General features: G+C 70.7%; 15 protein-coding genes. 7 read left to right on the forward strand and 8 right to left on the reverse strand.

Annotated features, from left to right (window positions below; translation table 11 throughout):
* Together Q0C41_RS14600 and Q0C41_RS14605 are read left to right on the forward strand one after the other, a co-directional pair.
* Positions 1-441 (forward strand): hypothetical protein (locus Q0C41_RS14600; RefSeq protein ID WP_291984592.1); only part of this gene is annotated, 441 nt, incomplete at its 5' end.
* Positions 438-2,156 (forward strand): sensor histidine kinase, encoded by a 1,719-nt coding sequence (locus Q0C41_RS14605; protein ID WP_291984594.1) that lies wholly within the window; start codon positions 438-440, stop codon positions 2,154-2,156. The genes Q0C41_RS14600 and Q0C41_RS14605, both read left to right, overlap by 4 nt.
* Before the next feature lie 96 nt (positions 2,157-2,252).
* Here Q0C41_RS14605 and Q0C41_RS14610 read toward each other — a convergent pair whose 3' ends face one another.
* Entirely contained in the window at positions 2,253-2,552 is a 300-nt protein-coding gene (locus Q0C41_RS14610; protein WP_291984596.1) for an HU family DNA-binding protein, read from the reverse strand.
* Positions 2,553-2,721: 169 nt separating this feature from the next.
* On the opposite strand from Q0C41_RS14610, the gene queF reads away from it, so the two are divergent.
* The 4 genes from queF to Q0C41_RS14630 all read left to right on the forward strand — a co-directional run bounded on the left by queF (position 2,722) and on the right by Q0C41_RS14630 (position 9,107).
* Positions 2,722-3,069 (forward strand): preQ(1) synthase, encoded by a 348-nt coding sequence (gene queF, locus Q0C41_RS14615; RefSeq protein ID WP_291984598.1) that lies wholly within the window; start codon positions 2,722-2,724, stop codon positions 3,067-3,069.
* Between the two features lie 40 nt (positions 3,070-3,109).
* The gene (locus tag Q0C41_RS14620) at positions 3,110-3,373 is read left to right on the forward strand and encodes a Smr/MutS family protein (protein ID WP_291984600.1); all 264 of its coding nucleotides are present in this window, start codon (positions 3,110-3,112) and stop codon (positions 3,371-3,373) included.
* Between the two features lie 185 nt (positions 3,374-3,558).
* A complete protein-coding gene (locus Q0C41_RS14625) occupies positions 3,559-5,814 on the forward strand; it encodes a DEAD/DEAH box helicase (RefSeq protein WP_291984602.1) in 2,256 nt (751 codons plus the stop codon).
* On the forward strand, positions 5,811-9,107 hold the full coding sequence (locus Q0C41_RS14630; RefSeq protein WP_291984604.1) for an N-6 DNA methylase: 3,297 nt from the start codon (positions 5,811-5,813) through the stop codon (positions 9,105-9,107). Before Q0C41_RS14625 ends, Q0C41_RS14630 begins: the two co-directional genes overlap by 4 nt.
* Here Q0C41_RS14630 and Q0C41_RS14635 read toward each other — a convergent pair.
* From Q0C41_RS14635 to Q0C41_RS14645, 3 genes are read right to left on the reverse strand one after another with little or no spacing between them, the layout of a single operon-like run.
* Positions 9,079-9,360, reverse strand: coding sequence for a DUF1634 domain-containing protein (locus tag Q0C41_RS14635; protein ID WP_291984606.1), 282 nt, complete (start codon positions 9,358-9,360; stop codon positions 9,079-9,081). The genes Q0C41_RS14630 and Q0C41_RS14635 overlap by 29 nt on opposite strands.
* The gene (locus tag Q0C41_RS14640) at positions 9,357-10,175 is read right to left on the reverse strand and encodes a sulfite exporter TauE/SafE family protein (RefSeq protein ID WP_291984607.1); all 819 of its coding nucleotides are present in this window, start codon (positions 10,173-10,175) and stop codon (positions 9,357-9,359) included. Before Q0C41_RS14640 ends, Q0C41_RS14635 begins: the two co-directional genes overlap by 4 nt.
* A 7-nt stretch (positions 10,176-10,182) precedes the next feature.
* Positions 10,183-11,151: a ketopantoate reductase family protein gene (locus Q0C41_RS14645; protein ID WP_291984609.1), complete on the reverse strand. Its 969-nt coding sequence runs from the start codon at positions 11,149-11,151 to the stop codon at positions 10,183-10,185.
* Between the two features lie 87 nt (positions 11,152-11,238).
* Between Q0C41_RS14645 and Q0C41_RS14650 the strand changes: the two genes are divergently transcribed.
* Positions 11,239-12,723: an NAD(P)/FAD-dependent oxidoreductase gene (locus tag Q0C41_RS14650; RefSeq protein ID WP_291984611.1), complete on the forward strand. Its 1,485-nt coding sequence runs from the start codon at positions 11,239-11,241 to the stop codon at positions 12,721-12,723.
* 24 nt (positions 12,724-12,747) lie between these two features.
* Here Q0C41_RS14650 and Q0C41_RS14655 read toward each other — a convergent pair whose 3' ends face one another.
* From Q0C41_RS14655 to Q0C41_RS14670, 4 genes are all read right to left on the reverse strand, one after another.
* Positions 12,748-13,680 (reverse strand): carbohydrate kinase family protein, encoded by a 933-nt coding sequence (locus tag Q0C41_RS14655; RefSeq protein ID WP_291984613.1) that lies wholly within the window; start codon positions 13,678-13,680, stop codon positions 12,748-12,750.
* Positions 13,681-13,685: 5 nt separating this feature from the next.
* The gene (locus Q0C41_RS14660; RefSeq protein WP_291984615.1) at positions 13,686-15,539 is read right to left on the reverse strand and encodes a PAS domain-containing sensor histidine kinase; all 1,854 of its coding nucleotides are present in this window, start codon (positions 15,537-15,539) and stop codon (positions 13,686-13,688) included.
* 107 nt (positions 15,540-15,646) lie between these two features.
* Positions 15,647-17,023, reverse strand: coding sequence for a M14 family zinc carboxypeptidase (locus Q0C41_RS14665; protein WP_291984617.1), 1,377 nt, complete (start codon positions 17,021-17,023; stop codon positions 15,647-15,649).
* 26 nt (positions 17,024-17,049) lie between these two features.
* Positions 17,050-18,348: a metallophosphoesterase family protein gene (locus Q0C41_RS14670; RefSeq protein ID WP_291984619.1), complete on the reverse strand. Its 1,299-nt coding sequence runs from the start codon at positions 18,346-18,348 to the stop codon at positions 17,050-17,052.
* Positions 18,349-18,356 lie beyond the last annotated feature (8 nt).

The raw sequence follows: 18,356 nt of genomic DNA on the forward strand, positions 1-18,356 counted from the left end.
GTGCTCTTCCGATCTCGGTTGCAGCACGCCTATGCCGACATCGGCATTACGCTGGATCTCGAGGCCGTCGCCCTTCCCGATCTGGTCGCGCGGCTGCAGCGCGGGCAGTTCGACGCTTATGTCTCTCCCGTCGCCGGCGGTTTCGGCATGGGCCGCCCGTACGTGGACCTCGGCACCCACGACCACCCGCGCCTCACCGACCATGGCTACACGGCCGCCGCGGCCGCCGCCGAGCGCGTCCGCGCCGCCACGACGGACGAGATGCTGAGCCGCGCGATCCACGACCTGCACCGCGTGCTGATCGAGGACCCCCCGGGCGTGTCGCTCTTCTGGGAGGAGACCGCGCGCGCCGTCGGCAGGCGCGTCGAGGTGCCCGCCGACTCGACGGGCGACGTGCTGGGGACGCTGAGCCGGTGGCGCCTCAGGGATCGCGCGCCGTGATTCCGATCACCCGCCGCATGGCCCTGCTCGTCACCACCGCCGCGCTCGTCCCGCTCCTGATCTTCGGCATCGTCGCTGGCTGGTCGCTGCGCGAGACGACGCGGGCGTCGGTGCGGGACAGTCACGCGGCGATCGCGACCAGGGCCGCCGAGGCCATCGGTCTCTACATGATGTCGAGCGAGCAGCTGGTGCGCTCGGCCGTGTCGGATCTCATCGGCACCGGTCTGACCCGGGCGCAGCAGGCCAGGGTGCTGCTGAATCACGTCACCCTGACGGGAGAGATCACGTCACTGACGCTGTTCGACGGTGACGGTCGCCCCGTGGCGACGAGCGAGCTGACGGCCGCTGCGCCGGCGCCGCTCGTGCGGCGCCCGACCTCGAATCAGGCGGTGGTGCAGGTCGACCTCGACGAGGATCAGTTGCCACGCGCCAGCATGACGCTGCGTCTCGACCAGCCCATGGCGCCCTACCTCGTCGCCGAGCTGCAGCTCGAAGCCTTGTGGCGTCTCGTCGATCGGATGGAGGTCGGCATGAGTGGCCGCGCCTTCCTCGTCGACGACATGGGCCGCATCATCGCCGACGGCCGGCACAAGGGAAAGTCGCGGATTGCCCGTGGCGGACGGATCGACGGTCACCCGCTGGCCGCGCCGACGACGACGGAGACCGACGCCGAGTACACGCGGGCCGACGGCGTCGAGGTGCTCGCGGTCGCCACGGCCCCGATCCCCACCATCGGCTGGCGCGTCATCGTCGAGCAGCCGACCGCGGATGCATTCGCACCGGCGCGACGACTCGAGCGGCAGTTGCTCCTGTTCGTCACGCTGGCGCTCCTGGCCAACATCGCCATCGGCATCGCCTTCGGGCGATCGCTGCTGCGCCCGATCTCGGACCTGCTCGACGGCATCAAGGCGATTGGCGAAGGCCGGCTGGCGCGTCGGGTGCAGATCGCGCGCGACGACGAGTTTCGCCTGCTTGGCGATGCGTTCAATGCCATGGCTGACAAGCTCGGCGAGCTCCAGCAATCGGCCATCCGCCAGGAGCGCCAGGCGATGTTCGGTCGGATCGCCGCCGGGCTCGTCCACGACTTGTCGCACCCCATCCAGAACATCAACAACAACTGCAAGCTCGTCCTGCAGATGCACGACGATGCGGAGTATCGCGCGACGTTCGCCAAGCTGGTCAAGCGGGAGTTCTCGACCATCCAGCGCACGTTCGAGGACCTGCGCAACCTCGCGCGGCCGATCCCGCTCGAGAAGTTCCCCGTGGATGCCGGCAAGCTCATGCTCGACGTCGTGGAACGCATGCAGGCGCAGGCCTCGGTGGCCGGCGTCGGCGTGTCGGCGGGCGCGTTCCCCTCGGTGCCGCTCTACATCGAGGGCGATCTGTTCGCGCTGGGACGCGTGCTGCGCAACCTCGTGCTGAACGCCTTGCAGGCGACGCCGCCCGGGGGGCGGGTCTGGATCGAGGTGACGGGGGATCACGAGACCGTGCAGGTGCACGTCTGCGACACCGGATGCGGCATCCCGGCGGACCGCATTCATGCGATCTTCGAGGACTTCGTCACGACCAAGCGTCGCGGCCTGGGCCTGGGCCTGGCGATCTCGCGCAAGATCGTCGAGCAGCTCGGCGGAACGATCACGGTGACGAGCACCGTGGGTGAGGGCAGTCAGTTCACACTGGCGTTCCCGCGGCTGACGAAGATCACGGTGACGTGAGACGAGCGTCGCGCCGGCGTCGGATCGCGGCGACCGCGCACGAAAAAGCCCCGCGCGACGTGTGTCTCGCGGGGCCGTCTTCAGCCGGGGTCGAGGCTACTTGCGCGGCATGACGGCGTCCTTCATCGCCTTCACGACGGTTGCCTTGACGCGGGTCTTGGCCGGGATCTTGATGGGCTCGCCCGTGGCCGGGTTGCGGCCCATGCGCGCCTTGCTCTTGCGCACCGAGAGCTTCACCATGCCGGGGAGCGTGAACTCGCCGGAGCGCTTGATCTCCTTCTCGGCAAGCGCCGCGAGTTCGTCGAACCAGTCACGCACCTCGGTGCGCTTCACCTCGAACTTGTCAGCGAAGAACGCAAAGAGTGCCGACTTGGTCATCTTCTGGGCCGTGGCCATCCGCTTGTCTCCCCAATTTCACGCGCGCGAATTCTGGAAGCGTGCCTCGAGCTCGTGGCGCGCGTGTCACGATTTCAGGCAAGAAACGCAATGGCGGGTATGCTAGCGACAAGCGAAACACGTGTCAATTGGGCAAAAAACGTCAATCTGCCCGATGTACACTCGGCACATGGCTGGTACTGGTATCGAGACCTTCCCGAATCCGCGGCCCGGGCGCCCCTACGAAATCGACACGCGTTGTCCCGAGTTCACGTCGATGTGCCCGAAGACGGGCTTGCCGGACTTCGGCGAGATCCGCATCACGTATGTGCCTGACGCCACCTGCATCGAGCTGAAGTCCCTCAAGTACTATCTGCTCGACTTCCGCAACAAGGGTGTGTTCTACGAGGCACTCACCAACCAGATCCTCGACGACCTGGTCGCATCGTGCGCGCCGATCCGCATGACGGTGATCGGTGACTTCACGCCGCGCGGCGGCATCCGCACGACGGTCACGGCGACGTACACGAAGGACTGACTCGGCATTCGGCATTCGGCATTCGGCATTCGGCATTCCCATGGATGGCCCCCACGTCGTCCCCATCGGGCCCGAGTTCGACCTGCATCCGTTCGCACCACGCGACATCGCCGACGTGGTCGATGCGTATCTCGAGGCCGCCGTCGAGGGCGGTTTGCGGGACGTGCGACTGGTGCACGGTCGGGGCATCGGCGTGCAGCGCGCACGCGTGCATCAGGTGCTGGCCGCGCATCCGCTCGTCGTCTCGTTCGGAGACGACCCTCGCAGTCACCTCGGCGCCACCCTCGTCACGCTGAAGACGTAGCGACTCCTCCACCAGCCGCGTGCATTCGGCATTCAGCATTCGGCATTCGGCATTCCGAAGTGGCATTCCCCTTGCTCTTCCCGTAGGCATCTCGGATCGAGATCGACCGATTCCTTCGATGAATCGGCGATCTCGCGCCGCGAGGGTGCAGAAGGTGCCAACCGGCATCTCCGGGGAGATCGCAGATGTTGCACAGTCCACCGCAGTCGGCCGCCGAGGCCGAGGGTCGCGCGCCGACCACGCACGTCCTGTGTCGTGCGCGAGCGTGGCGCGTCCTCGACATGCAGCGGGATTGCGACGTCACGACGTGGCGTCTTGCTGGAGAGGCAGAGCGCCCACGCCTCATCGCCTCGCCGCCGGACGAGGTGACGGCGGTGAGTGCACGGGTCCGGCGAGTCTCGCGTCGGGCATGGGTGCGCGCGGCGTGCGCGCACGCACGCTCCGCGCATCCGTCGTGGTGGCCTGGCCGCGTCGCGCACCTCCCCATCTCGCTGCTGCCCTGGCAGTGCGTGCCGGCGATGATGATCCTGTCGGGACATCATCGTCGCGTGCTGGTCGCCGATGCCGTTGGCATGGGCAAGACCGTGCAGGCCGGCGTGCTGATCCACGAAATCCACGCGCGTGAACCGGACGCTGCCACGCTCGTGGTCACGCCGCCTGGCCTGATCGCGCAGTGGACCAGCGAGCTGCGGTCGCGCACCCTGATGGAGCCCTCGGTGCTCGATGCCACCGCGCTGCGGCGTGAAGCGGCGCAGGCACCGGCGTTCGTGGCTGCCAGCCGTGCGGGCGCGTGCTGGCTCGTCTCGGTGGATCTCCTGCGGCAGCCCGACGTGATCGCGCTGCTGGCGCGGACGCGATGGACGCTGCTGGTGGTCGATGAAGCGCATCTCGTGTCGCCAGGTTCGGCACGCGAGGCAGCGGTGGCCGCGGTCGCGCGCGGCAGCGTGCGCATCGTGCTGCTCACGGCCACTCCGGCGGCCGGCGGACCAACCTCAGCCGAGGCACTCCGTCGGCTCGGCGGTCACGCCGGGGAGCGCCCGATGCCCGTGCTGAGACGCGAGGCATCGGTGCTCGCACGACCGCCCAGGCGCTCGTGCCTGTTGCGCGTGCGACTCGACAGTGCGCACGACGCACTGTGCGGCCGGTTGGACGCGTTCGTCGCGCGGGCTCGGCAGGAGCGGGGCGCAGACGGACTGCTGCCGGCGCTCGTCCTGCGGCGGCGGGCCGCGTCGTGTCCGTGGGCCCTGCGTCGGTCACTCGAACGTCGACGGCTCGTGCTCGGCGAGTCGGCGCCCGTGGTCGATGCGACGCTCCCCGGGCTGTTCGACGCCGCGCCTTCATTCGATCAGGACGCCGAGGACGAGGCGCTGATGCGTCTGCCGGCATGGGCCGACTCGCAGGCGGAGCGGCGTGAGCTCGACCGGTTGCTTGCGCTGACCCTGCGCCTGCCGCCAGACGGGCGCAAGCTCCGCGCCGTCAGCCGCCTGGTCCGTCGCTGCGGGCAGCCCGTCGTGATCTTCACGGCGTTCCTCGACACGCTGCGTGCGCTCCGACCACTGCTGCCGAGCACCGGACTCGTGGTCGTCCATGGTCAGCAGCCCGATGTGCTGCGGACCGAAGCGATCGACGCCTTCGTGACTGGGCGAGCCACCATCCTGCTGGCCACCGACGCCGCCGCCGAAGGGCTCAACCTGCACGCCCGGTGCCGGCTCGTCGTTCACGCCGAGGTGCCCGCCTCGGCCCGCGTGCTGGAGCAGCGGAACGGGCGTCTCGATCGCTACGGCCAGGCACGCCGCGTGCACGCCATCGTGATGGCCAGCCGCGTGCGGGACGACATCGACGCGCTCGAGCGGGTGCGCCGCCGAACCGATGATGGCGACGCGTGGATGGAACGCGTCGCGCCGCGGCGCTGTCGGCGTTCGCTCGTGGCGCGCGCGACCCTTCAGCGTCACACGAGCGCGCAGGCGCCCGCCGCCACGCCGACACACGCGGCCGCGTCGGCGACCACGCTCCTGCACTGCGTCCTGCGGCATCGCCGCTGGCGACGTCTCGCCGCCAGGCTCGACGTGCCAGCCGGCATGCGTCGTCTTCGGGCTGTGACCGTGCGTGTGGCGGGTGGACCCGAGCTGTCGGCGGCACGGCTGCCGATGCTGCTGGTCGACGACGGGACGGTCGCGTGGGGGCAGGTGGCGGTCGCCGCACGACGCCACGCAGTGGTGCGCGGCCACATCGCGCGAGCGCGCCGGCTGGCGCGTCGCCTCGCAATCTGGGAGCGCCTCGTCGCTCTCTCCTTGTCCGACACCCACCGCTCATCGCCATCGTCTCTGTTCGACGATGCGGGGCGCAGGGCTCCGCATGTGCCAGTGGCGCGGGATGAGGCAGAAGTGTGGGTGGCCGTCGATCCCATCGCCGTGATCTCGACCGACGAGTCGGTGTCGTGAGTGCGCCGTGGGTGACCGGAGGCCGGATCTGGGCGCGCGTGGTGGAGCGACAGCTGGCTGCGGCGTTGCTGGCGGGCACCCGCGAGGAGGCAGCGACACGCGCGATGCAGCGCTGCATGCGCGTCTGGCGGCAGGCCAGTGAAGCGCTCGGTCCGGCCAGCGGCGCCTCGGCAGTGTGGACGGACCTCGTGCGTCCGTGCGCCGATGCCCTGGGCTGGTCACCGGGGTCCGAGTCGCTGACGGCACTCGGTGGCGTGCCGGTGCGCGTGGCGAACGCCATGCTCGGGCCATCGACGCAGGTGCTGGTGGCCCTGCCGTGGGGCACCAGTCAGGACGGCCTGCAGCGAGCCGCCACGCGTCTTGGTGCCGAGCAGGGTGCCGCGTGGGTGGCCGTGTGCAATGGTCTCGCGTGGCGGTGGTACGACGCCACGCGGCCGTATGCGCGCGACCACCTCGGGTTCGACCTCTTGCACGCGTCGATCGACGCCCGCGTGTGGCAGGCCCTCTGGCTGCTGGGCCAGTCCTCGGGCGCCGGGAGGGCGGCGCGCGCCAGGCAGCGCGCGTGGATCGATGACCTCGTCGAGTCGAGCGTCACGGAGGCGGCGGGGACGACGCAGTCGCTCCGTGACGGGGTCACGGCCACGTTGGCGCAGTTGTCGCGCCACGCCCGCGGCAACCACGACGACCACGTGGCGATGGTCTTCCAGTGGTTGTTCCTGCTCTTTGCCGAGACCAGGCAGCTGCTGCCGGTGTGGCACTCACCCTATCGCCGCAGCTACGCCCTCTCCACCATCGCGCGCCAGGCCGACTCGTCCAGTGGTCCGCCACTCGGGGTTCATGAGAGTCTCGCGGCGATCGCGCGACTCGGGCGGACGGGCGGTCGAATCGGCGCGGTCCCGGTCGGTGCGCTCAACGGTCCGCTGTTCGCCGGAACGCTGGCCTCTCGTCGCGGCGAGCGTCTCGCGGATGACGTCTGCGCGGCGATGCTGGCGCAGTTGACGCATGGCGCTGGTCGGCATGGCGGGACACCGATCGACTTCACGCACCTCGGTGTCGAGCACCTCGGCTCGCTGTACGAGCGGCTCATGGCGCCGTCGGCGAGCGACGCCACGCGAGCGGACGATCTTGCCGTGCGCACGCCGGGGTCCGCGCTGCTGCGCAAGCGGACCGGCGCGTTCTACACGCCGCGCCTGATGGCCGACCTGCTGGTCGAACGCACCCTCGACCCCCTCGTGCGCGGTGCGTCGTCCGACGCGATTCTGGGGCTGCGCATCCTGGATCCCGCCATGGGGAGCGGTGCCCTGCTGGCCAGCGCGCTGCGATATCTGGTGGCGGCCGTGGAGGCGGCCTGGGTCCGTGAGGGACGCGGCGGGCCGCTGGATGTCGCGCGCGCCGAACGCGAGGCGTTGCCGAGGCGCATCGCCGAGCAGTGCCTGCACGGCGTGGACGTCAACGCACGAGCGGTACACGTCGCGCGGCTCTCCGTGTGGCTGCTCTCGATGGCGCCCGACCGACCGCTGACGTGGCTCGATGCCCACCTGCGCGTGGGAAACAGCCTGGTGGGTACGTCACCCGCCACGGTGCTTCAGCGTGCGCCCCGTGTCGATCGGCTCCGCCATCGGCGACACCCGGGACAGCTGACCCTCTTCGACCTCGAGCAGTGGCATCACGAGGCGGCTGCCGTCGCGCACCAACTCGAGGCGATCACGGCCAGGCCGACAGACTCGGCTGAGGACGCGCACGAGAAATCGCGGGCGTTTGCGCAGCTGCGATCACGAGCGGGGCTGGCGGCGTGGCGCGCGAGAGCCGACGCCTGGTGTGGCGCAGCGATGGATGCCGCACCGGTCACCGCGGGTACCTGGCGTGCCGCAGACGACGACCTGCGGCTGCGCGGGAGGGGGCACGCGGGCGCGTCGAGCCCGGCGCGGCACTGCGCCGAACGCTGGCAGGCACTGGCGCAGGCGCAGCAGTGCCTGCACTGGACACTGGAGTTTCCGGACGTGTTCGACGCCGGGCGTGGCGGCTTCGACGCGGTCATCGCCAACCCGCCCTGGGAGATGCTGCGCGGCGATCTCGGGACTGGTGACGAGCGCGCAGCGCAGCGCGACGATCTGGGGCCGCTGCTGCGGTTCGTCAGGCACAGCGGGCTCTACCGGGGAGCGGGTGGCCATGTGAACAGCTACCAGCTCTTTCTCGAGCGCATGCTGCAACTCATCCGCCCTGGTGGACGGATCGGCTGTCTGCTCCCCGGCGGGGTGCTCATCGATCACGGTGCGGCCGCGCTGCGTCGGCACCTGCTCGATCACGCCGCCGTCGATCGCATCACCGTGTTCGACAACCGTGAGGCCCTCTTCCCCATCCATCGATCACTGCGCATCGTCTCGATCACCGGTACGTCGGGGGCCTCGACCGACGGCGTACTCGTGGACGAGGGAACGACGGCGCGAGTGACGGGGCCAGACGGTCGGCCGGCAGCGCCGCGACTGCTCTCGCGGGCGCTCCTCAGGCAGGGCAGCGGCGAGGCGGAGGCCATCCCGTTCGTGCGCCACGCCGACGATCTGTACCTGTTGCAGCACCTGCTCGCCCATCCGACGCTGGGTGACGACGCGTGGCAGCTGCGCTTCGGCCGTGAACTCAACGCCACCGAAGACCGCGAGGCCTGGCGGTCGGGTCCGCGCCCGTCCGGCGGCCTGCCGGTGGTGGATGGCAAGCACGTGCAGGCCTTCGACGTGCGTCCGCCGTCCACCGGTGCGTGGATGTCGCCAGACGACGCCGCACGCGCGCTGCCCGGCGAGCCATGGAGACGATGGCGACTGGCCTACCGCGACGTGTCGTCGCCCACCAACACGCGATCGCTCATCGCGGCGCTGCTGCCACCCGGCTGTGTCACCACGCACACGCTCTTCTGCCTGCAGACGACGATCGGGCTGCCATCGCAACTCTATCTGTGCGGGATGTTGAACAGTCTGGTGGCCGACTGGTTCGTCCGCCGGTATCTCGGGGCGCACGTGACGACGCGTCTCATGGCGCACGTGCCGGTGCCCCGTGTGTCGTCGGCGGATGCGCGGCGCCGACGGATCGTGCGCCTCACGGCGCGGCTGATGCGGCAGCCGGATGATGCCGGCGCGCAGGCGGACCTGCAGGTGGTGGCGGCCGATCTGTACGGCCTCGGGTCGCGCGAGCGATCGATCGTGGCAACGGACTTCGCCAGGCTGCCGGCCGTCGTCCGCGACCGTTTCGTCGGCGGCGACCCGGTCAGCGGCGCTACGACCGCCAGGCCTGCCAGATCGTGATGCCGAGCACCACGAGCACGCCCGCGGCATTCAGGGCGAAGAACCAGTCGCGCTCCCGGACGTACTCCACGCAGGTCAGGAGGACGCGCGCCATCGGCGTGCCCATGAGCACCAGCAACCCGATCTGCAGCAGCAGATTGGCCGCCGGCCCCGGCGCGGCCAGGGCGAGCACCAGCCCGACGGCCAGCAGCGCCGTCGCGATCGTCACACCGATGCCGAGCGTGCGTCCGAGCAGGATCTCGAACGGGCTCATGCGCGCACCAGCATCATCACGGCCACGAACACCAGCACCATGCCGAGCAGCACCTTGAGGCTCCGGGCGCGGGCGCGCTCCGCGATCCAGAAGCCGCCGCGCGTGCCCACCATCACGCCGAGCACCGAGGCGGCCGCGTACAGGGGCGGGATGTCTCCGGCGCTGTAGTAGAGGGGGGCCGACGCGGCGGCGGTGACGCCGATCATCAACGAGCTGGTGGTCGCCGCGACCCGCAGCGGCACGCCGCACCAGGCGTTGAGCGCGGGCACCTTCAGGATGCCGCCGCCGATGCCGAGCAGCCCCGACACGTTGCCGGCGATGAACGACACGACCAGCGCCAGCGGGAGTCGCCTGACGCGATAGGTGAGGCGTCGCCGATGTTCGTCGGAGTAGAACTCGCCGCCCAGCCACCCGGCGTCCGGGTCCCCCTGCGGCGTCACGGCGCGTCGCGAGATCTGCCGGAACATCACGCCGGCGATGAACAGCGCGACCACCCCGAACGCCAGGTGCAGCGTGCGGGGCGAGAGCGCCTGCGCGGTCAGGCCCCCGGCGAGGCCTCCCAGCGTGGTCGCGATCTCGAGGACGATGCCGAGGCGGAAGTTGACGGTGCCGTCGCCGACGCGCTGCGCGGAGACCACGCTCGACGTCGCGATGACGGTCATCAGCCCGATGCCGGCGGCCTCGCGGAAGGGCAGTCCGTAGACGAGCGTCAGCGCCGGCACGAGGAAGACCCCGCCGCCGAGCCCGAGCAGGGCGCCGACCATGCCGCCGAGGGCGCCGAGGGCCATCACCCCGGCGATGGCGATGAGGGTCACGGAGCGATCACCGCGCCGACCTCCCCTCTCGGTACGGGGTCAGGGTCGCGGCCAGCGTCGCCATGACGGGCGTGGGCACGCCGAGGGCCGACGCGCGTCGCACGACGTCGCCGGCCAGCGCGTCGAGTTCGATGCGCTTGCCCGCCTGCAGGTCGATGAGCAGCGACGAACGCGTCCCGGCCGGCAGGGCCTCCATGTAGCTGTGCACGCGCTGGAGCACGTCTGGCGCCACGGCAATCCCTTCGGCACGCGCCACCGCGGCGGTCTCGGCCACGGCCGCCTCGAACGTGGCCCGCAGCGAGGGCGTGGACCACACGACGCCGGCTGGCTGGCGGGCCGCGCCGGTCACGGCAGCGAAGGGGGCCAGGTAGATGAACTTCTCCCACAGCGGCACGCGGGCATCGGCGACGGGCTCGGCCTGGATGTCGGCCAGGCGGAGGAGCTCCGCGAGCGCGCCCACTCGCGCGGAGGGTCCCGCGGCATCGCCGGCGGCCGGCGACGCGCGTGTCGGGTCCACCTCGCCGAACACGATGCGGCGGTGCGTGCCCGTCTGCTCGATGACGCCAGGGGCCTTCAGCGCCGTGGCGATGTAGGTCGGCCCGGCGAGCACGCGCTCCGGGCCCACGACGGCGCCGACGCGCGCCGCGCTCGAGACGCCGTTCTGCAGGGTGACCACCAGGGTGTCGGGGCCGAGCAGCGGCGGCAGCAACGGCAGCGCCGTGTCGTCGTCGTACGTCTTGACCGCGTAGAGCACGACATGGACGGGGCCGATCTCGGCCGGATCGGCACTGGCACGGGGATGCACGACCAGATCGCCGAGCGGACTCCAGATCCAGAGGCCGCGAGCCCGGATCGCCGCCAGATGGGCGCCGCGCGCGACGAGACCGACATCGAACCCCGCACGCGCGAGCCGGGCGGCATAGTAGCCGCCGACCGCGCCTGCCCCGACCACCGCGAACTTCACGTCAGAGGACACGCCACGGATGGTAACGCGTCGTGTCGGAGGAGGGGCCTACCCCACCTGGCCCGTTCGCGCGGGCGACCGCGAGCGTTCTGACTAGCGATGCGTTCCCTGTATGCGCGCCTTCACGATCGCTACTCCCCTCGTCGCCACGACGGGATGACGCGCCGACAGATGCTCGTGGCATCGGCCGCGGCCGGGGCCGGTCTGCTGCTCAGCCACCGGGGTCTCGCCCAGGTGGTGCCCCAGCGTGGACGCGTCATCGTGATCGGTGCCGGGTTCTCTGGCCTGGCGGCAGCCTACGAGCTCACGAGCGCGGGCGTCGAGGTGCAGGTGGTCGAGGCCCGCAACCGCGTGGGCGGGCGCGTGTTGAGCTTCAGGGACTTCGTGCCCGGCAAGGTGGTGGAGGGCGGCGCCGAGCTGATTGGCGCCAACCACGTCATGTGGCAGTCGTACGCGAAGCGGTTCGGCCTGCAGATGCTCGACATGACCGAGGATCCGCGACTCGAGGCCCCGCTCGTCCTCGATGGCCAGCGCGTGACCGGGGCGCGGGCCGAGGCGCTGTTCGTCGAGATGGACGCGGCATTCGCCTCGATGAACACCGATGCCCGGGCGCTGCTGGACGCCGACCGCCCGTGGCTGGCCGACAACGCCGTGGCGCTCGACCTCAGGACGGTTGGCGATTGGGTCCGCGGGCTGTCCTGCTCGGACCTCTGTCGTCGAGCCATCGACGCGATGCTGACGGCCGACAGCGGCGTGCGCACCGAGTGGCAGAGTTATCTCGGGCACCTCGCCATGGTGAAGGGCGGAGGCGTCGAGGCGTACTGGACCGACTCGGAGCTCTATCGCTGCAAGGGTGGCAACCAGCAACTCGCCGAGAAGCTGGCCGATGGGATCGGTCGCGCACGCATCACGCTCGCCATGCCGGTCACCCACGTCACGACGGCCGCGTCCGGGGTGACCGTGCGCCTGGCGAATGGTCAGGTGCTCGAGGGGGACCACGTCATCGTCTCGGTGCCGCCCGCCACGTGGAACCGCATCGCGTTCGACCCGGTGCTGCCGGCCCACATCCACCCGCAGGTGGGCTCGAACATCAAGTTCCTGATGCGGGTGAAGAGCCAGTTCTGGCGACAGGCGAAGCTGTCACCCGACCTGCTGTCGGACGGCGCGGTGCAGATGACCTGGCACCAGACCGACAACCAGCCGGGTGTCGGCACCTGCCTCAATGCCTTCTCCGGCGGACCGGCGGCGGAGGAGGTCCGGTCGTGGTCGCCGGAGCAGCGCACGCGCCGGTACATGCAGACGCTGTCACCGGTCTACAGCGCCCTGCCCGCCTCGGTGATCGCGACGCGCTACATGGACTGGCCGGGGGATGCCTGGGCCAAGGGCGCGTACTCGTTCCCGGCGCCCGGGCAGATCATGCGCATCGGCGCGACGCTGTGGGATGGCATCGGAGGCCGCCTGCAGTTTGCCGGCGAGCACTGCGCCTACGCGTTCACGGGCTACATGGAGGGCGCGCTGCACTCGGGCGCCGCGGCGGCCAGGCGCGTCGCCGAGCAGCTGGGCGTGACATCCCGCGTGGCTTGAGATGGGAGGGACAGGCGCCCCTCCCTACGCCGGGGCGGTTTCCAGCAGCGCCTCGATCTCCTCGAGCGCCGGCACGCCGCCGATGGCGCCGGCCCGCGTGCAGCTGAGGCCAGCCGCGGCGTTGGCAAAGCGCAGCACGTGCTCGGTGGACCAGCCCTGCAGCGTGCCGTAGATGAAACCGGCGCGGAAGACGTCGCCCGCCCCCGTGGTGTCCACGGCCTGCACCCGGAACCCCGGTGAATGGACGAGCCGATCGCCGTCGAGCGCGATGGCGCCCTCGGCGCCGATGGTCGCGCAGAGCAAGCCATCGTGCAGCTGACGCAGCTGACGCAGCGCCGTGCCGATGTCGGTGGCGCCGGTGAGACCGGTGGGGACGTGCTCGGCGAAGATCGGCACGGTGACGGCGCGGACGAGCGCCTCGGTCCGGGGCGTCAGGCGATCGATGTCGCTGGTCACGACCAGGCCGGCCGTCTTGGCAATCGTGCCGGCGACGATCGCCGCTTCCTGATCGACATCGTCCACATGCAGCAGCCGCGCCGAGACGATCGACCGCTCGGGGATCTCGTGCGGGCGCAGCTGCAGCTTCTCGTCGCGATCCCACAGGACGATGCGCTCGCCGGAGACCTCGTCCACCATGATCACGGCGTACTGGTTGCGGGCGTCCTTGATCACCGCATCGGTGCAGTCGACGCTGTGGTGCGCCAGTTCACGACGGATGCGACGGCCGTTGTCGTCGGTGCCAGTGGCACCGATGTACTTGGCGCGCAGCCCGAAGCGGGCACAGGCGACCAGCGCGGTGGTCATCTGACCACCACAGCTGATCGTCTCGCGGCTGATCCGCATCTTGGAGAGCGTGCCGGTCGCCTGCGGGACGGCCGGCAGCCGGTAGACGAAATCGACGGCGTTGGCCCCGAGGCCAACCACATCCCAGCGGGCGTCGGACGCGGACGTAGACACGATCATCAAGTATATGCGGGCGGCCGACGGTCGAGCAGCGCGCGAATCTTCGCGATGAGATCGGTCGGCGTGAACGGCTTGCGCAGTAGATGGGCCGGATCGACCGGCCGCTGCAGCAGGGCCTCCGAGTACCCGGTCATCAGCAGCACGGGCAGCCCCGGGCGGCGGCGCGCAATCTCGGTCGACAGGTCGTCGCCACTCCTGCCGGGCATCACGACGTCGGAGACGACGATCGCCAGGCTCTGGTGATCGAGGTAGCGCAGCGCACTCTCGACGTCCTGCGCCTCGAGCACCTTGTAGCCGTACTCGCGCAGGGCGCGCGCGGCCAGTTCGCGCACGAGCGCCTCGTCCTCGACCAGCAACACCGTCTCGTGCCCGTGCGTGGCGCGGCTCTCGGCCTGTGCGCCCTCGTCGGCCGGCCGCGGCGCCGGCGCGAGCGGCAGCCACACGTGAAAGGTGCTGCCCTGGCCCGGCGTGCTGTCGCAGGCGATGTCCCCACCCGTCTGCGTGACGATGCCGTAGACGGTGGCCAGCCCCAGCCCGGTGCCGGCATCGCCCTTGGTCGTGAAGAACGGCTCGAAGATGCGCGTCCGCACGTCCTCGGCCATGCCGACGCCCGTGTCGCTCACCGTGAGCTCGACCAACTGCCGCGGCAACAGGCCGGGATGGGCGATCGCCGGATCGCTGATGCGCGTGACGAGGCGCAGCGTGCCGCCCGACGGCATCGCATCGCGCGCGTTCACCACCAGGTTGAGCAGCACCTGCTCCATCTGGCCGACGTCGGCCACCACCCAGAGGAAGTCGTCGGCCAGGTCGGTCTCGAGGACGACGTCCTCGCCGATGATCCGCCGCAGCATGCGGTTCAGCCCGCGGATGAGGCCGTTGAGGTCGAGCGTCTCGACCTGCAGCACCTGCCGGCGACCGAACGCCAGGAGCTGGCGGGTCAACTGGCTGGCGCGACGCGCCGCGTTGTTGATCTCCTCGAGCTCGGACCCGCCGCGCTGCCGCATCCGCAGCAGCTCGCAGTAGCCGAGGATCACCGTCAGCAGGTTGTTGAAGTCGTGCGCGACGCCACCCGCGAGGCGCGAGATGCCCTCGAGCTTCTGTGACTGCAGCAGCTGGGCCTGCAGCTGGTCGTGCTCGGTGCGATCGCGAATGATGATCGTGAACAGGCGATCGTCGCCGGTGCCGGTGTGCGAGATCGACGCTTCGATCGGGAAGTCCTCGCCCGTGGCGCGGTGGGCCCGCAGGTCGCTCAGCACGATGCGGCGCGCCGTGACGCCGGTCTCGGCGAAGTTGTCCATCAGCGCCGCATGCTCGTCCCGCATCGCCGGGGGGACGAAGCGCGTGATCTCGCTGCCGATCGCCTCGGCGGCCGACACGCCGAACATGCGCTCCGCGGCCGGGTTGAAGAAGACGATGCGGCGATCGGGCCCGGTGCTGATGATGGCGTCCATCGCCGAGTCGAGGATGCCGGACAGGCGCGACTGGCTCGCTCGCCGCAGGTCCTGCGCCTGCAGCGCGTCGGTCAGCTCGACGGCCACCGACAGCACGCCGACGATGGTGCCGTGCTCGTCGCGCCGCGGGGTCGCCGTGACGTCGAACGAACGTGCCGCCCCGCCGGCCTGGACGACCACACGACCCTGTCGCGGACGGTTGCTCTCGATGGCGGCGCGCTTGATGGCGACGAGGCGCCTGGCCACCTCGCCGCTGAAGACCTCGGTCTCGAGCTTGCCGATCGCCCCGGTGAGACCCTGCCCGTCCGGGGACTGGTCGAGCACCGCCAGGTACCGCAGGTCGAGGTCCTGTTCACATGCCGTGATGCGGGCCGCCTGCAGCAGTTCGCCCCAGGCACTCACCCCCGCCTTCTCGCGGGCAGACGGGTCTTGCGAAGGGGGTGTCGTCGCGGGCGCCGCGTCGGGAGCAGGAGGGTCGGACATGCGCGCGTCTGGGTTGTCGTCGGGCGTCAGCGCAGCTCGACGAGGCGTTCAAGCCTATACCGCCCGGGCACGGCACCGCCACGGAGGAGCCAGAGGCGCGCCGCGCCGCCGATGGTGATCCTCGGCGTGGCCGCCGTGGGCCCGCCCGCCGGGAGGGTCACCTCATCGCCGACGGCAGCTGCCGTGTACGCAGGCGCGACGAACAGGCCGGTCGCATCGATGGTCTCGAGCGCGCCATACACGCGCAGATCGCCCATGTCCTGGATGCTGCCCTGCCACTGCAGCACCCGACCGCCGGGCGTCTGGCGCACCACGCGGGTGCCCGCCAGGCCGACGTCGGCGAGAAACGGCGCCACTCCGGTCCCCGGGATGACGGTGCCGCCGCGGACGATCGTGTGGAACAGACTCGAGTCGTTCTCGGGCAGCCGCTCGTACACCTGCGGATCGGCCGTCGAGACGCGGCCACTCGCCAGGGCATCGAGCGCGGTCACCAGCGCCACGAAGTTGAGCCGCACCAGCATGCGGTCGGGATCGGGCCCGGGCCACGGGCCCGTCTCGATCAGCACCACCCCCGTGCCCCACTTCGTGATGTTGTCGCCGAACGCCCGCACCTCGAACTCGTCGTCGTACCGACCGATGCGGCCGGCGGCGAACGGCTGCAGGGCCTCGACGATGACGCTGCTCGCGCGCTTGGTGAGCTGACGCCGGGCGTCCTCGGACCGGGCCTCGTCGTAGGCCACGGCCAGCAGCGAGATGACGGCGGGCTGCGGCGGCCGCCCCACCGACGTCCGCCAGTTCTGGTTGTGCAGGTTGAAGCCGATCACCGGCTGCACACGATCGCGCAGGGCCTTGAGCAGCTGGCCCTCGGGCGTCTGCAGGTGCAGCGCGTCGCGGTTGATGTCGATGCCCTGGGCGTTGCGCCGCTGGAAGCGCTCGGCGCCATCCGGATTCAGCATCGGCACGACATGCATCGTCAGGCTGTCGAGCAGGCGCGCGACGATCGGGTCCTCCCGATGCGTGATGAGCCACTGACACACGTCGAAGAGCGCCGAGGTGGCGGTGGGCTCGTCGCCGTGCATCTGCGACCACAGCAGGACCGGCGTCGCGCCACGCCCCACGGTCAGATGGTGGATGGCGCGCCCCTCGACCGACCGTCCCAGCACGTCGCTCGTGATGAGGCCGCGGCTGTCGCGGACGAGGCGCGCCACCTGTGCCTCGACCATCACGTGCGTGACGAGCGGTGGGGGCGGCAACGGCACCCGCTCGGCGTCCCAGGTGCGCGCGAGCGCCTCGGGCGTCGGTGCAGGCAGGTCCTGGGTGGCGGCCGTACATCCGCCCAGGCAGGCCAGCAGCAGGACGACCGACCCCGCGTGGAGGCGTCCGAAACGTGACGGGGTCAACATGGTGAGGCAGCCCGGCAGGCGGAGGATCAGTACGTCCCGGACAGTTCGGGCTTGCGGTCGATGAAGCGTCGCCGGCCGTTGCGCGCCTTGGTGATCTCGAAGGCATCGAACAGCTGACCGGTGACGGTGCGCGACTCGAAGCGCAGGGACTGCGGCGAGACGTTGACCACCTGATAGAGCTGGACGTTGGCGCCGGTGCGCGTGGCCCACGAGCGTGCCTTGCCCACCTCGTACATCTTCGGACCACTCACCGACACCACGTACACGGTCCCCGTCTCCTCGTCGCGCCGGTTGACGCCTTCGGTGAGGTTCTGGCCGCGGCCGTAGCTGTGGTCGTGCCCGGTCAGCACGACGTCGACGCCGTACTTGTCGAAGAGCGGCTTCCAGGCGTGGCGGATGGTCGGGTTGTCGCGCTCACCGGCGACGGAGAAGACCGGGTGGTGGAAGGCGACCACGGTCCAGCGGTTGCGGTTGTCCTTGAGGCGGGACTCGAGCCACGCGGCCTGGTCGGCCAGGCGGGTCTCGGCCACCGAGTTGAGGACGATGACGCGCACGCCCTGGTAGTCGAACGAGTAGACGGTCTCGGCCAGTCCCTCTGGGCCGTCCTCGGGCAGGGCGAACTGCGGACGCCACAGGGTGGTGAGCTGCCGGGGATCCTCGCGGTTCAGGCGTCCGAACTCGTGGTTCCCGACCGCGGGCACCTGCGGAATCATGCCGTTGATCCAGCTGCCGGCGCCGAACCATTCGCCCCACTCGTCGTCGCTCTCGCCGACGTTGACGAGGTCGCCCGCATGCAGCACGAAGCGGGCGCGCGGGGCATCGAGAATGGCGGCGCGAATGGCCCGCGACCACAGCGAGCGCAGGTCGTTCTGTGCATCGCCGACGTAGATGAACGAGAACGGCGCCGGCTCGGCGGCGGCCGTGCGGAAGTGAAACCACTCGCTCCACGTCGCGCCGTCGCCGACGCGATAGGCGTACATGGTGTCCGGACGCAGCGCGCTGAAGCGGGCCTCGTGGTAGTACGCCGTGCCGCTCGGGACCGGGACGGCCGTGGTGCGCGCCGGCGACCGACGTGCGAGGGCGGCGAAGCCGGGATTGGCGCTCGCCTCGGCCAGCTCGGCAAACGCTTCGTCCACCAGGGCGTCGGTGCGCCACGTGACGGCCTGCGTGCGCGCGGGGTCGTCGCGCCACGTGAGCACCACGCGACTCGGACGACGGCCGGGGTCGGCCGGGGGGACGGGAGCCGGCGCCTGTGCTGGCACCGCCATGGACAACGCGCCCACGACCAGACTGCACAGCAGGACACCGTGCAGAACGCGGCGCACGGGCATGT

The organism is Luteitalea sp. (assembly GCF_022842525.1).
Classification (GTDB): domain Bacteria; phylum Acidobacteriota; class Vicinamibacteria; order Vicinamibacterales; family Vicinamibacteraceae; genus Luteitalea.